The organism is Trichocoleus sp. AS-A1, assembly GCF_039962015.1.
Lineage (GTDB): Bacteria > Cyanobacteriota > Cyanobacteriia > Cyanobacteriales > FACHB-T130 > FACHB-T130.
Window position 1 is genome coordinate 116,020 of record NZ_JAMPKG010000003.1, and the last position, 12,830, is coordinate 128,849.

General features: G+C 46.9%; 12 protein-coding genes. 5 read left to right on the forward strand and 7 right to left on the reverse strand.

Annotated elements, in window-relative coordinates:
- Positions 1-9: 9 nt before the first annotated feature.
- The 3 genes from NC994_RS03885 to NC994_RS03895 all read left to right on the forward strand — a co-directional run bounded on the left by NC994_RS03885 (position 10) and on the right by NC994_RS03895 (position 3,359).
- A complete protein-coding gene (locus NC994_RS03885) occupies positions 10-1,326 on the forward strand; it encodes an ABC exporter membrane fusion protein (RefSeq protein ID WP_190434368.1) in 1,317 nt (438 codons plus the stop codon).
- A 65-nt stretch (positions 1,327-1,391) separates the two neighbouring features.
- Positions 1,392-2,597, forward strand: coding sequence for an ABC transporter permease DevC (gene devC, locus NC994_RS03890; protein WP_190434370.1), 1,206 nt, complete (start codon positions 1,392-1,394; stop codon positions 2,595-2,597).
- 51 nt (positions 2,598-2,648) lie between these two features.
- A complete protein-coding gene (locus tag NC994_RS03895; RefSeq protein ID WP_190434372.1) occupies positions 2,649-3,359 on the forward strand; it encodes a DevA family ABC transporter ATP-binding protein in 711 nt (236 codons plus the stop codon).
- Between the two features lie 386 nt (positions 3,360-3,745).
- Here NC994_RS03895 and NC994_RS03900 read toward each other — a convergent pair whose 3' ends face one another.
- Both NC994_RS03900 and NC994_RS03905 read right to left on the reverse strand, forming a co-directional pair.
- A complete protein-coding gene (locus NC994_RS03900; protein WP_190412316.1) occupies positions 3,746-4,546 on the reverse strand; it encodes a hypothetical protein in 801 nt (266 codons plus the stop codon).
- Positions 4,547-5,055: 509 nt separating this feature from the next.
- Positions 5,056-6,516 (reverse strand): hypothetical protein, encoded by a 1,461-nt coding sequence (locus NC994_RS03905; protein WP_199299553.1) that lies wholly within the window; start codon positions 6,514-6,516, stop codon positions 5,056-5,058.
- Positions 6,517-6,778: 262 nt separating this feature from the next.
- On the opposite strand from NC994_RS03905, the gene rdgB reads away from it, so the two are divergent.
- Positions 6,779-7,360, forward strand: coding sequence for an RdgB/HAM1 family non-canonical purine NTP pyrophosphatase (gene rdgB, locus NC994_RS03910; protein ID WP_190434374.1), 582 nt, complete (start codon positions 6,779-6,781; stop codon positions 7,358-7,360).
- Positions 7,361-7,515: 155 nt separating this feature from the next.
- On the opposite strand, the gene NC994_RS03915 is transcribed toward rdgB, so the two are convergent.
- The 3 genes from NC994_RS03915 to thiD form a co-directional block, all read right to left on the reverse strand.
- On the reverse strand, positions 7,516-7,854 hold the full coding sequence (locus NC994_RS03915) for a P-II family nitrogen regulator (RefSeq protein ID WP_190412314.1): 339 nt from the start codon (positions 7,852-7,854) through the stop codon (positions 7,516-7,518).
- A 370-nt stretch (positions 7,855-8,224) separates the two neighbouring features.
- On the reverse strand, positions 8,225-8,854 hold the full coding sequence (locus NC994_RS03920; protein ID WP_242030402.1) for a hypothetical protein: 630 nt from the start codon (positions 8,852-8,854) through the stop codon (positions 8,225-8,227).
- 153 nt (positions 8,855-9,007) lie between these two features.
- Positions 9,008-9,835: a bifunctional hydroxymethylpyrimidine kinase/phosphomethylpyrimidine kinase gene (thiD, locus tag NC994_RS03925; protein ID WP_190429434.1), complete on the reverse strand. Its 828-nt coding sequence runs from the start codon at positions 9,833-9,835 to the stop codon at positions 9,008-9,010.
- A gap of 301 nt (positions 9,836-10,136) precedes the next feature.
- Between thiD and NC994_RS03930 the strand changes: the two genes are divergently transcribed.
- Positions 10,137-10,340, forward strand: coding sequence for a hypothetical protein (locus NC994_RS03930; protein WP_190412312.1), 204 nt, complete (start codon positions 10,137-10,139; stop codon positions 10,338-10,340).
- A 12-nt stretch (positions 10,341-10,352) separates the two neighbouring features.
- Here the strand turns inward: NC994_RS03930 and ftsZ are convergent, their stop codons facing one another.
- Positions 10,353-11,633, reverse strand: coding sequence for a cell division protein FtsZ (gene ftsZ / locus NC994_RS03935; protein ID WP_190412850.1), 1,281 nt, complete (start codon positions 11,631-11,633; stop codon positions 10,353-10,355).
- Positions 11,634-11,893: 260 nt separating this feature from the next.
- On the reverse strand, positions 11,894-12,763 hold the full coding sequence (locus NC994_RS03940) for an FtsQ-type POTRA domain-containing protein (RefSeq protein ID WP_190434376.1): 870 nt from the start codon (positions 12,761-12,763) through the stop codon (positions 11,894-11,896).
- Between the last annotated feature and the right edge of the window lie 67 nt (positions 12,764-12,830).

A 12,830-nucleotide genomic window follows, 5' to 3' on the forward strand; every position in this document is an offset into this window, starting at 1 on the left:
TTAGAGGCTATGGCACAGGAATCTGGCTCCAAGAATCAACCATTCGTAAAACCTGTAGGGCGGTGGGCGATCGCGGTTGTCGTGGCTGGTGCTTTAGCAACCAGCGGTGTTACCGTTTACAACCTCTATGCCTTGCGAGAGGCTGCTCAGCAGCCGGTGCCAGCAGTAGAGCCGAGTACGCCTCCTAAGCTTGCTGTGACTGCCTTGGGGCGTCTGGAACCGCAAGGGGAAGTGATCAAACTCTCTGCTCCTATGTCGGTTCAGGGCGCTGCTCGCGTGGATCAACTTTTGGTCGGTGAGGGAGATAAGGTCACAAAAGGTCAAGTGGTGGCAATTCTCGACAATCGCGATCGCTTACAAGCAGCTTTGGACAAGGCAAAACAACAAGTCAAAGTCGCCCAAGCCGATCTCAATAAAGTTAAGGCTGGAGCGCAAACCGGGGAAATTACCGCTCAGAAGGCAGCGATCGCTCGCACCCAAGAGGAGTTACGCGGGAGAATTGCCACTCAACAGGCGACGGTAGCTCGCTTAGAAGCCGAACTGCAAGGGGAAAAAAATGCGTCTGTTGCCAAGATTGCCCGTCTGAGTGCCCAGATGGATAATGCGAAAAAGGAGTTTGATCGCTATGAGCAGCTATATCAACAAGGTGCAGTTGGAGCTTCTCTCTTTGACACCAAGCGCTTAGAAGTAGAAACGGCACTTCGGCAACTCAACGAAACTCAAGCCACTGCTAACCAGAAAGTAGCCACCCTGGAACAGCAAATTAACGAAGCCAAAGCCACTGCTAAAGAGACAATCGCCACTCTAGAACAGCAAATCAACGAAGCGAAAGCAACGTTAGAAAAAATTGCGGAAATTCGTCCCGTCGATGTCCAAGCAGCGCAAGCCGAAATTGAGAACGCGATCGCATCCGTCAAACAAGCGCAAGCCGACTTGGAATCAGCTTATGTCCGCGTACCCGTTGCCGGTCAAGTTTTGAAAGTTCATACCCGTCCTGGAGAAACCATTGGTAATAATGGAATCGTCGAAATTGGTCAAACCGATTTGATGGTTGCTGTCGCAGAAATCTATGAAAGTGATATCGGAAAAGTGCGGCTAGGGCAGCAAGCGACGATTAACAGCGAGGGCAATGCTTTTGCTGATGAACTCAAAGGAACGGTCAATCAAATTGGCTTGCAAATTGGGAAAAAAGATATTTTAAATACCGATCCAGCCGCAGATGTAGATGCCAGAGTGGTGGAAGTAAAAATTCGCCTAAATGCAGAGTCCAGCCGCCGCGTTGCCGGTCTAACTAACTCTAAAGTCACCGTCAAAATTCGTATTTAGCTATCTGTACTAATGGCTTTTGAACAATTAGCCATTAGCCCCTTGCCAACAAGTTTTGTAGAATCATGCCAAAAATTCCTCTAGCCTGGTTACAGCTTACCCGTGAAAAAATGCGGCTGCTGGTGGCACTTGCCGGTATTGGTTTTGCTGACATTTTGATGTTTGTGCAGTTAGGGTTTCGCGATGCCCTTTTTCAAAGCTCCGTAAGCTTGCATGAAAATATGCAGGGGGACGTTTTTTTGGTCAGTTCCCAGTCCACGGCTTTGATTGCCATGAAAAGTTTCCCACAGCGGCGACTGTATCAAGCTCTCAGCTTTGACGGAGTAGAATCGGTCAGTCCAGTATATCTTGGTTTTGGCTTGTGGAAAAATCCAGAAAATCGCCGCACTCGCCAATTGATGGTAATTGGATTTAATCCCGCAGCAGAAATTCTAAATTTACCCGAAGTTAAAAATAACCGAGATAAAATTAAACTTCCAGATGTTGTTTTATTTGATGAAGCGTCTCGTCCAGAATTTGGGGCAGTTGGTGATTGGTTTAAGCAGGGAAAAACTGTTGAAACAGAAGTAGAAAGCCGTCGGGTCAAAGTACAAGGCTTATTCACGCTAGGCGCATCATTTGGAGCCGATGGTAATCTGATAACGAGCGATTTGAACTTTTTTCGGATGTTCCCTAGACGACAGAGAGGATTGATTGATATTGGAGTGGTTAATTTAGAAGCCGGTGCGGATGTAAGTCAAGTTATTCAAAATATGAAGGAGTCCTTTAATTTAAAGAAGAATGATGCGAAATGCCAAGACTTAAAAAATATGGATAAAGATTGTACAGATGTACAAATTTTGTCCCATGAAGAATTTATTGAGTTTGAAAAGACATATTGGCAAACCAGTACATCAATTGGATTCATTTTTGGTTTAGGAACCTTAATGGGATTTGTTGTTGGTACAGTTATTGTCTACCAAATCCTATACACTGATGTTGCCGATCATCTAGCTGAATATGCTACGTTAAAAGCGATAGGCTATACGGATTTATACTTACTAATTGTTGTTTTTCAGGAAGCTTTAATTTTATCAGTTTTAGGTTATATTCCTGGCTTTTCGTTAGCGTCAGGGCTTTATATTTTTATAAAAGGCGGTACAAATTTACCGATTGCAATGACTGTTGTTCGAGCAACCGTAGTGTTGCTTTTAACTATTTTTATGTGCTTGATTTCAGGTGCGATCGCAGTCCGTAAGCTCCGAGCTGCCGACCCCGCTGATATTTTTTAAATGGTATTTTTTAACATAGCTAGTTGCTAATTTTAATGAAATAGAAAGATTATGCTGCAAGAACCGATTGTTGCAATTAAAAATCTCAATTATTACTTTGGCAAAGGTTCGCTCAGAAAACAAATTTTATTTGATATAAATCTGGAAATGCAACCGGGAGAAATTACAATCATGACCGGGCCATCAGGGTCAGGAAAAACCACATTATTGACTTTAATGGGCAGTTTAAGGTCTCCTCAAGAAGGTAGCCTGAAAGTATTAGGACAGGAACTAATTGGAGCTTCTAAAAGCCAAATGGTACAGGTGCGGCGGCACATAGGCTATATTTTTCAAGCTCACAATTTGCTGAAGTGCCTAACAGCGCGACAGAATGTACAAATGTCGGTGGAACTGCATCGGGATATTCCGTCACAGGAAGCTGCAACCAGGTCAGCCGCGATGTTGGAAGCGGTGGGGTTAGGCGATCGCATAAATTACTACCCGGAGAATCTTTCTGGGGGACAAAAACAACGGGTAGCGATCGCGCGTGCTTTAGTGAGTCATCCTAAATTAGTATTAGCTGACGAACCTACTGCTGCTTTAGATAGTAAGTCCGGTCGCGATGTTGTCGAGCTGATGCAGCGATTGGCAAAGGAACAAGGATGTACGATTTTGATGGTAACTCACGACAATCGTATTTTAGATGTTGCTGACCGAATTATTCACATGGAAGATGGGCGTCTAGTCCGCGATACAATTATTTCCGAAAAAACGCCTGCTTAAGTCAGATTTCTGAGTGGAAAATCCGATTAAAGTGGGTTGATTTCTCTTGATACACTAGATGGTTTTTGGCGAATGGCTCATTCTACAAAAGGCAATCTTTTCATTTGCCATCTACACTTCAAGAAAGCCTTTTGTTTAGAGATGATTGTAACTAAGCTCATATCTTGCATCAAGCTCTCAGAATAGAATGCTGGGACGATTGCATTCCAAATCTAAAAGCGCGGACTAACCGAAAACAAGGGTTTTGTAACCTGCTCTCGGCAGGTTTCGTTTGCGTGCTTCCTATCGCTGTGCGGTTTCAACTGCCCGGAGCAAGATGTCACTAAAGAATAACTAAGCAGAATCCACCCTGGTTGCTGATGGAAAAAAACTTATTCCTCAACATCCTAGCGCTTCGTGCGAATAGTGACATTGCCACCTTCACTTAATTGTTCTAGCACCAATAGTGGTGTCGGTTTGGCTTTTTGATCCCATTGTAGTTTTGCAAGGCGACCCTGAATTGTGGGTTGCCAAGTATCGTGGTCTTCCGCTGGACTGAGGAATGTTTCAATACAATCAATAATTTGGCTAATCGTAGCAGAAGTCGCTTGGGTAGGTAATTTCATTAACTTGATTTGAATGCGGAAAAGCACCCGCTTAGAGCGCTTCGTACCCTCTCCCGTCTCATAAATGACATCAAAAATCTCATCAACTTGGCGTCCCGCTGTACTGGCAATGCCCACTGAGGCTTGTGATGCTTGGGTAGGACGCAGGGCGATAGTGATTAAGTCTTTTACTCTGACTTTGATTTGATTAACAATGGCAAAGTGAAATACCTCTTCATCCATTCGCATTCTGAGGTAATCCAGGTTGAATTCGCGTGAGTTAACCAAGTCAGGATTGCTTTCCATTCTATGAATAGAGTCAAGCGCCAACTTTAACTTTTTCTGGAGGTCTTTGACTTTAAAATCCTGGATCTTGGCTTTCTTTGCCATCTCATCCTTTTTAAGCTTGACAAATACTGCTCCAGCAATGAGAAGTAACAGCAGTCCTCCGGAAGTGTACATCCAGATGGGCGCAGGTTGAGCGTTGGCGGCTGCGGCTGCTGGTTGGGCGGTTTGAGTTTTTTTGGCAGGGGCTTTAGGTTGAGCCTTCTTGGCAGGGGTTTGAGCCAATCGCAAGTCTACAATAAGGAACGGAGTGGACATAGTCGCTAGCCTAAAAAAATTCATGTCTATTTTCAGGATGCCCAAAAAAGCAGAAATTACAAAGTAAAAAGTATGAAAGATAAATAATCAAGTGTGAAATTCTGTCAAATCCTTTTTCGGAAAGCGGCTCGACTCTTAGTTTAGACCCAAATCACACTTCATTAGAGCTGACTTTAACGTGCTGTTAGCGCAACGGCGCGATCGCGCGGACTAGGCAAAACTACAGAGACTTTCATTGTTGGGTGTGAAGTGCGCTCAGGGGAGCTTTTGCAAAAATACCGATTGGCAAGACTCTCTAAAACTCTTGAAACCCTTGAAAAGTCGTCGCGATCGCCAAAACACCTTCCTCAAGGATCGGTAGCCGGAATTGTTTAGCGATCGCCAAACAGCAATCCCTGTGTTATTCAGTTGCTTCACTGGCAAGATATCAGCTAATAGGGAAAGCAGCCCCAGACTGGGGCTGCTTTCCCTATTGGCTAAGAATGAGAGTATCTAGATTCTGCCCGATCTTATCTTTGGGCGCTGCTGCCAAGCTGATTCCAGGTTTGGATCACCTTCTCTAAAGGTGCAGGCAAACTCCCTTGATTAATCTCGGTGTAGCGAACTGTACCCTTGCGGCTGCTAAGGGTGTAGGTGATGTGATCGGCAGCACCACTGGGTGCTGGGTAACTCAGGTTCTTAAATTGGGCAAATTGCTGCTGTTCTAGCAATTGCTGAAACTGTCGTACCTGTTGCACAGGAATGCGGAGAACGCTACGTTCGGAGTCATTAGCATCGCCGATGCGAACCCGCATCAAGCTTCCGTCATTGAGTAAAACAGTTTCGTAGGTTCTGCCAGCAAAACCGCCACTGGCGATCGCTCGAAACACCACATTTTTATCTAAGGATGGTGGTAGTTCGCTAGTCGGGATTGGCATTGGCTTGAGGATGCCAGCATCGCTTAGTTTACTTGCTGCTTGATTGAACTTAATAATGGAACCATCGCTGTTGGTGTGATAAACCAACAGTTGTAGCTTGCTTTGTACAGTTACCTGCCACCCAGGTATTGCATTAGTAAGACAACTCTCGTTAATACCGCCCAAACCCAGACAGCTATCCCAATTGTACTGTTGAGCTTGAACGATGCTGAGTTCGGTAGTGGGCACTTTGAACTGTCTGGAAGCTTCCCTTAAGACTGCATCTCGAACGGAATTCGGCAAACTCGCGAGTTGATCCACCTTCACGACAGAACCAGCTGCATTCGTGCGATAGACCAAGCGTTTTCCGCTTGCTTCTACCGTCACCTGCCACCCTTCTACTGTCGCTGGCGCACACAAAATATCAGGTGCGTAAATCCCTAGACACGCATCAGGCCAAGTCTTCTGTTCGGCCTGGACGACGCGAATCTGGTTTACCGGCAAACCCAGCTGCGTGGAGGCATCAGAAATCACAGCATTGGCAACAGATTTGGGGAAGTTTCCGGGGATGTTACTGCCAGGAGTATTCGACTTTTCTTGACGTAAAACTTGCCCTGTAGAATTGGTGCGATAGACCCAAGTTTTGTTATTGCTAGACACGACAACACGCCAACCGGGAACTAATGCTTGAGTACAAAATTCACCCGATTTCGGAAGTCCTAAACAGCCATCGTTCCAAGTTTCCTGACTAAACTGAGTAATTTTGAGCTTTCCTGGAGCGATGCCAGTTTGACGCGACAAATCTTGACGAACAGCGTTAGCAATTCGAGGCGGTAAGCGATTAGCTTGCTTACGGTCAAGATTTTGCCCCACTTTCTGGTCTTTAACCTTAACCAGTCTGGTGATAGACTCAGAAAGTCCGGCTGGGGCAGCAAATGCGGTTTGTAACAGTGTCAGACCTGCGCCTAAAGACAGGACGCCAGTTAGAACTAAAACGGCAAAAATTCGCTCGGACTGGTGAACTGTTTCACCGGGGTTTACGGGTTTGGAGTGATTTTTGAAAATCTGTCTCATAGAAACCTCAATAGAGTTGTTTTTGCAAGCGGAGAGCGTGTTAGGTGAGACGAGCGGCACTCCAACGCTCATCGAATGCATATAGCAGATAAAACGCTTGACGCTGCTATCGTGCGAGTTAGTTCCGCTGTTTCGTTCACCTGAATGGGTGATTTTTTACAAGTTTCAGATAGCGATCGCCAGCCAAAAAATTTAACTTCTGCAAAAACAGGTTTCTATAATCGTGTAGGCATTTATTTATTTCAGCAAGGGAGCGATCGCGATGACTGTGTTGGTAGTCGCTACGGGAAATCCAGGCAAGCTGCGAGAGATGCAGAAGTATTTAAGCGGATTTGGCTGGGAATTGACCCTGAAGCCAGAGGAACTGGAGATTGAGGAATCGGGTGACACCTTCATGGCTAACGCTTGTCTGAAGGCATCCCAGGTGGCAGAGGCGACTGGAGAGTGGGCGATCGCAGATGATTCTGGCTTGGAAGTAGACGCCTTAGAGGGCGCACCTGGTATTTATTCCGCTCGTTACGGCAAAACCGACCCCGATCGAATTGAACGCCTGTTGAATGAACTTGGCAACGAACTGAATCGGGAAGCCCAATTTGTGTGTGCGATCGCGATCGCTCGTCCCGATGGCGCGATCGCCCTGCAAGCCGAAGGAGTTTGCCACGGCGAAATTCTCCACGCCCCTCGCGGTACGGGAGGATTCGGCTACGATCCAATTTTTTACGTTCCCAAAGAGCAAATGACCTTTGCGGAAATGACTCCTGAGTTGAAGCGCCAGTGGAGCCATCGCGGTCAAGCTTTTAAAATTCTCTTACCCCAGCTACAGACTTTAAAGACTGAGGGTTAAGTCCAGAAGTTAGAAGTCCAGTAACCAGAAATCAGAATTTTGCGATCGCCAAAAATTCTAATTTCTGATTTTTAATGACTCCTGACCTCTAACCTTGATGACTCAGTCCTCAGTCCTCAGCCCTCAGTCCTCAGCCCTCAGTCCTCAGTCCTGACTTAGACAGCTTCCAGATTCTTTTCCCCCGTCCGAATTCTGATGACCTGCTCTACCGGGCTGACAAAAATCTTACCATCACCGATTTCACCCGTTCGGGCAGCGGCAATGATTTTCTCAATCACCATATCAACCTGGCTGTCTTCAACAACGATCTCTACTTTAAGTTTTTGCAGAAACTCAACCGTGTACTCGGAACCGCGATAACGTTCGGTTTGACCTTTCTGCCGCCCAAATCCTCGGACTTCAGAAACGGTCATTCCCACAATTCCCGCATTGACTAGCGCAATTTTAACTTCGTCGAGTTTAAAAGGCCGGATAATCGCTTCAACTTTTTTCAAGCTTCTAACTCCTCAGTTCGTTCTGGATTTGATCTGTACAATCAATTTGTACAACCAAAGGTACTCGTAAAGCGGCGGCTATGTTTTATCACTGCTCAAACAAAGATTTTTGTATTATATGATACATATTGCTCTTCACTCCCACCAGAGGCATCCATTATGCCAACCCTAACTAAGGGGTTTCTCTGGATATCGCTGACTCGTTACCTTGACAGCGTTTGACTAGACAGCGTTTGACTTGACAGTACAGTGAAGATGCGCGGGTTTGGAAATATTTTCCCCATTTGTATCAAAGCGGTTGTTCCAGGCAGATGCACCCGGTTCTTCCGACTCCTAGCAGAGTTAATCTTTCAGCCGTCAACCAGCAAGCTCAACGACTATTATTCAAAAGCGGACGCACAATCAAAAAGCCAGTGCCAAACGCTGTCGCCACAATCAAAAAGATGACGATGATTAACCACCAGCCACTCACATCTGCGGAACGCTCTGGCTGAGTTGGGCGACGATACCGACCTTCTTCTTGTTCGATTACCAAGCTTTCTGAAAAATCAGGTAGTGGTGCTGGTTCAGCTTTGGGAGGGGGAGGAGGTAGAACTTCCACTGGCGGAGCGATCGCAGCCGAACGAGGAGGACGAGGAGGCTGCGGAGGACGCCGCTTAGGTGTTGCGTTTGATCCAGTCCGAATTTCCGGTTCAATGGGGGGAGGGGGAACTTCAACTCGACCCCCGGACGGAAACGAAGTTACTACCTGTTGTGCGTGCAAAGCTGACTGAACAACTTTTTCGATTTCTTGGCGCAGCTGTTGATTTTCTTTGGCTAACTGCTGATTTTGGGAATTCAGCGAGTCCAGCATCGCTTGCGCTGTTTGTAACTCTGCTGAGAGTTCTTTGTAAACCGAAATTGGCACTGAGGGACGGTAGGTATTCATTGGGCTTTGGGGAGTCTGCTCAGAAATATAAGCATTTTGCATTGGCGAGCGGGTCGAGGGATTAGACATCATGGATTTAGTTTAAGTTTGGTAAGGCAACAATAATGGAAAGTGAGGCGACTCTGACAGCCATTTTTTAACAAATTTGCTATTTAATCAACTAGGAATGTGCCCCAATCGATCTTTACGGTGTCATTGCTATAACCTTTGTATTCTCCGATTGTTTTAATTCTCCGATTGTAGGAGGGGAAAAAAGTGTCCCACTGGCCCTTGACCCTGACCAATGGCTAAAGCGTATTTTAGAGCAGTGGTGACATAATCTTTGGCTTTTTGAACCGCAGACCACCGATCTTTGCCCAAGGCTAGATTAGCCGCGATCGCGCTACTGAGCGTACACCCCGTGCCATGAGTGTTTGTTGTCTCTACAGTAGCGGTCTTTAACGTTTCCAGATGGTGCCCATCAAACCAGATATCGATGCCGCGTAGATTCCCCTCCATTCCGCCTCCTTTCACTAATACAGCCGCACCACCTCCCAAATGATAAATCCGTTGGGCAGCAGAGCGCATATCATCCAAGGTATGAATCGGCAATCCGCTCAGTAATTGAGCTTCGTAGCGGTTGGGGGTCACAATCGCTGCTTTGGGGATTAAGACATCCCGCAACGTTGCCACAGCGTCATTGTCAATCAGTTGGGCACCCGTGCGCGATACCATAACGGGATCGACGACTAATTTGTCCAGTTTGAAAGCTTCCACAGCTTGCGCTACAGCCGCAATAATCTCCCCATTCAGCAACATCCCCGTTTTCGCTGCTTGGACGCCAATATCCGTCACCACAGCCTCAATCTGGGCGACAATTGCTGCTGTCGGTAAAGCATCCACCCGCGTGACTCCCAGCGTATTCTGCGCTGTCACGCAAGTAATAGCACTGGTGCCGTGAACGCAGTGAAAGGCAAATGTCCGTAAATCGGCCTGAATGCCAGCACCGCCGCCGCTATCAGAACCGGCAATTGTGAGAGCAACAGGTACGCTTGAAGGGTTTTTAACGGTCATAGGAATGAGGAATGGGTAAGCGAAATGGGTAATTAGTTAATACCCGCAAATGAAGGACTACTAACAATTACTTTTACTCTAAATTTTGATGAAACCAATCCCAATCTAAATTGAATTGAATGATTAGATTTTACAAATTGCTGCAAATCGAGTGCTGCTCAATTTACAATTTGCTGATCGTCGGCAAATTATTGCAATGCTGCCCTTGAGAAGCGGGTAGAACTGGGTTATGTGCCTAAAGACCTAATTAGAGGAAATATACGATGAGCCGCACTGATTTCCAGTTTAGGAGGGGAAATTCGTGCGGCGTGAGAGCATGGATGTAGCGATCGCTCCTGTAATCAGTCAAGTCTTCCCACTTTTGGGACAGGTAATCATTGAATTCGGAACTTCTACCGAATTCAATCGGCTTCGTGGAAGTTTAGAAGAATTTCGCACCCTGCTAACTAAGGCTGGATTGCCCACGCATCAATTAAAAATTAAAAAGGAAATGTTCCATTTTTAATTTTTAATTCTTCTAGCGTTGCGGACGCCGTCTTTGGAGAAATTCCGGAATATCCAATCCTCCACCTTGTTGTTGAGGTTTAGGCTCAAACGTGGGGGTAGAAGGAGGAACGGGTGACGGTGCAATGGGTCGCTGTGGCTGTCTGGAAGTGCGTGCCTCCCTCGCCGCCGGTGTAGACTGAGTTTCCCCGCTAAATCCAGTCGCAATGACGGTAATTCTTACCTCACCTTGCATCCGGTCATCGATCACTGCCCCGAAAATGATATTCGCATTCGGATCGACCACTTCATAGATTGTTTCGGCTGCGGCATTCACTTCGTGCAGCGTCAGGTCGCTACCGCCGGTAATGTTAAAGACAACCCCTCTGGCTCCTTCAATCGAAGACTCTAGCAACGGTGAGGAAATTGCGGCGACGGCGGCTTCTCTAGCTCTCGATTTCCCAGAACCCACGCCAATCCCCATCATTGCCGATCCCGCATCTGCCATCACGGCTCGGACATCTGCAAAGTCTACATTGACCAGTCCGGGAATCGTAATAATATCCGATATCCCTTGCACACCTTGACGCAGGATATCATCTGCTACTCGAAAAGCATCTTGAACCGGCATGGTTTCTGGAATCACTGCCAGCAGCTTATCGTTAGGGATGACGATGAGCGTATCTACCCGACCCTGCAAAGCGGCAATGCCTTCATCTGCCTGAGAAGTGCGACGGCGTCCCTCAAAGGTGAAAGGACGAGTGACAACGCCCACCGTTAAGGCTCCCATTTCTTTGGCAACTTCTGCCACAATCGGGGCTGCACCCGTACCCGTACCGCCTCCCATCCCAGCGGTAATAAATACGAGATCGGTATTTTCTAAGGCATGAGCGATCTCGTCGCGCGATTCTTCCGCTGCCTTTTGACCAATGGCAGGATTACCTCCAGCACCTAAACCTCGCGTTAACTTCTGTCCCATTTGCAAGCGTTTAGCAGCTGAGGAGTGAGACAGCGATTGGGCATCAGTATTGATTGACCAAAACTCTACGCCGCTGACATCACTGGCAATCATGCGGTTCACCGCATTGCCCCCACCCCCACCAACACCAATGACTTTAATTTTGGCGACGCTACCTAGCACGATGTTGTCACTCCTAGATTCTTCCCTGGGTGTTCCGTTAGCATCGTGATTATGGCCTAAATGTAACACGGTGTTATTAAAAGGATTCGCGCCGTCCACTGCGGGTGAACGACCTGCGTTCCCTGAGGGATTTGAGTTTTGGTGGGCAAGCCCTGGTTTACTATTGAGCGTCATTGCAATAGAAAGGGTCAATAAACAACTTTTTAGTTTAGGTAGCGATATGAGTCAACTATAGGGTAAGTTGACCCTTAAAACCAATGAGAGTCATAGTGCATTGACGTTCTTGAAGAGGTCTGGAGTCAACTGTCTGAAGGCTGATCCTACTAAAAGATGAAGGATATTCGTAAAGTAGATGCGCTCTTGGCAGGATGAAGAATGAATTTAGCTCAAAAGACGCCTTCTGCCTAAAGCCAGAACTCGCGTTCCTTCCAAGCTTATAAGGTTTTGGTTTTTTTGGAAGGGTTGCCTTTTTTCATTTGAATTGCTGGGGATTCGGGGTTTTTGAGGTCAATATAGGCAATTTCGCTGGTTGAAAAATGTGCTGGCAAATCTCGCATTCGATCGAGGACGGTGAGCTGATAGGCAAACCGAGAAGTGTAAGCACCACAATGTACCCATCCTTGCTCGGTTTTCAGAATTAAATTGGCTGGGTTTTGCCAATCAATTTCAAATACTTTGACCGGACTGCGGCTAACGGCTTGGTAAAGTGCCGACCAGTAGGGGCGATATTCATCCCGATAGCCAATGATTTTTAAGGTCGGCAAGGGAATGGTGCGCTCCAGTTCGGTGTAGCTTTCTAAGGGCATCCAGACGCCTTGTTCGTCCAACAATCCCAATCCTGGCTGCGATCGCGTTTTGCTATTTGAGGAGGTTTGGCTGGAAGCAGGAGTCTGGCGCGTGCGCGTGCGGAGGGCGATCGCGACTGGCTGTCGTTCCGTAACTTGTACGGTGAGTCCTGGCGGCAACATTTGCCGGGTAACGGTAGCTTCCTTGATGGCAGGTTGTAATTCCAACTTATCGGCGATGATTTGCGGCTGTAGCCGCAGCAAATACTGAGGGTAAGATAGAGGCAGCAGCGACCGAATCGCTTGGATTGAAAGCGTTTTATTGCCCTCAATCGCAATTTGATCGGGTTTGCGGATTACCCAAGCAGGTAAAGTTGTCACCCAAACTAAACTGCCTGCTAAACCGGCGACGAAGATCGCTCGCCACATCGCTTGAAAAGATTTTATCCGTCGTTGGCGACGTAGTTTTTGACGCCGTTGGCTCAATTCGGTTTGTGATACTGATGCGATGCTTGTCATCCTAACTTCTCAATCGGGAGTTTGTGGTGCTTGAGGTAGACTGCACTCAACACAGCTTGATGGTGGT

What these genes read in the sequence shown, in the direction of transcription:
- NC994_RS03885 (WP_190434368.1), top strand. Translation starts at nt 10, where the DNA reads ATGGCACAGGAATCTGGCTCCAAGAATCAACCATTCGTAAAACCTGTA.
- devC (WP_190434370.1), top strand. Translation starts at nt 1,392, where the DNA reads ATGCCAAAAATTCCTCTAGCCTGGTTACAGCTTACCCGTGAAAAAATG.
- NC994_RS03895 (WP_190434372.1), top strand. Translation starts at nt 2,649, where the DNA reads ATGCTGCAAGAACCGATTGTTGCAATTAAAAATCTCAATTATTACTTT.
- NC994_RS03900 (WP_190412316.1), bottom strand. Translation starts at nt 4,546, where the DNA reads ATGTCCACTCCGTTCCTTATTGTAGACTTGCGATTGGCTCAAACCCCT.
- NC994_RS03905 (WP_199299553.1), bottom strand. Translation starts at nt 6,516, where the DNA reads ATGAGACAGATTTTCAAAAATCACTCCAAACCCGTAAACCCCGGTGAA.
- rdgB (WP_190434374.1), top strand. Translation starts at nt 6,779, where the DNA reads ATGACTGTGTTGGTAGTCGCTACGGGAAATCCAGGCAAGCTGCGAGAG.
- NC994_RS03920 (WP_242030402.1), bottom strand. Translation starts at nt 8,854, where the DNA reads ATGATGTCTAATCCCTCGACCCGCTCGCCAATGCAAAATGCTTATATT.
- thiD (WP_190429434.1), bottom strand. Translation starts at nt 9,835, where the DNA reads ATGACCGTTAAAAACCCTTCAAGCGTACCTGTTGCTCTCACAATTGCC.
- ftsZ (WP_190412850.1), bottom strand. Translation starts at nt 11,633, where the DNA reads ATGACGCTCAATAGTAAACCAGGGCTTGCCCACCAAAACTCAAATCCC.
- NC994_RS03940 (WP_190434376.1), bottom strand. Translation starts at nt 12,763, where the DNA reads ATGACAAGCATCGCATCAGTATCACAAACCGAATTGAGCCAACGGCGT.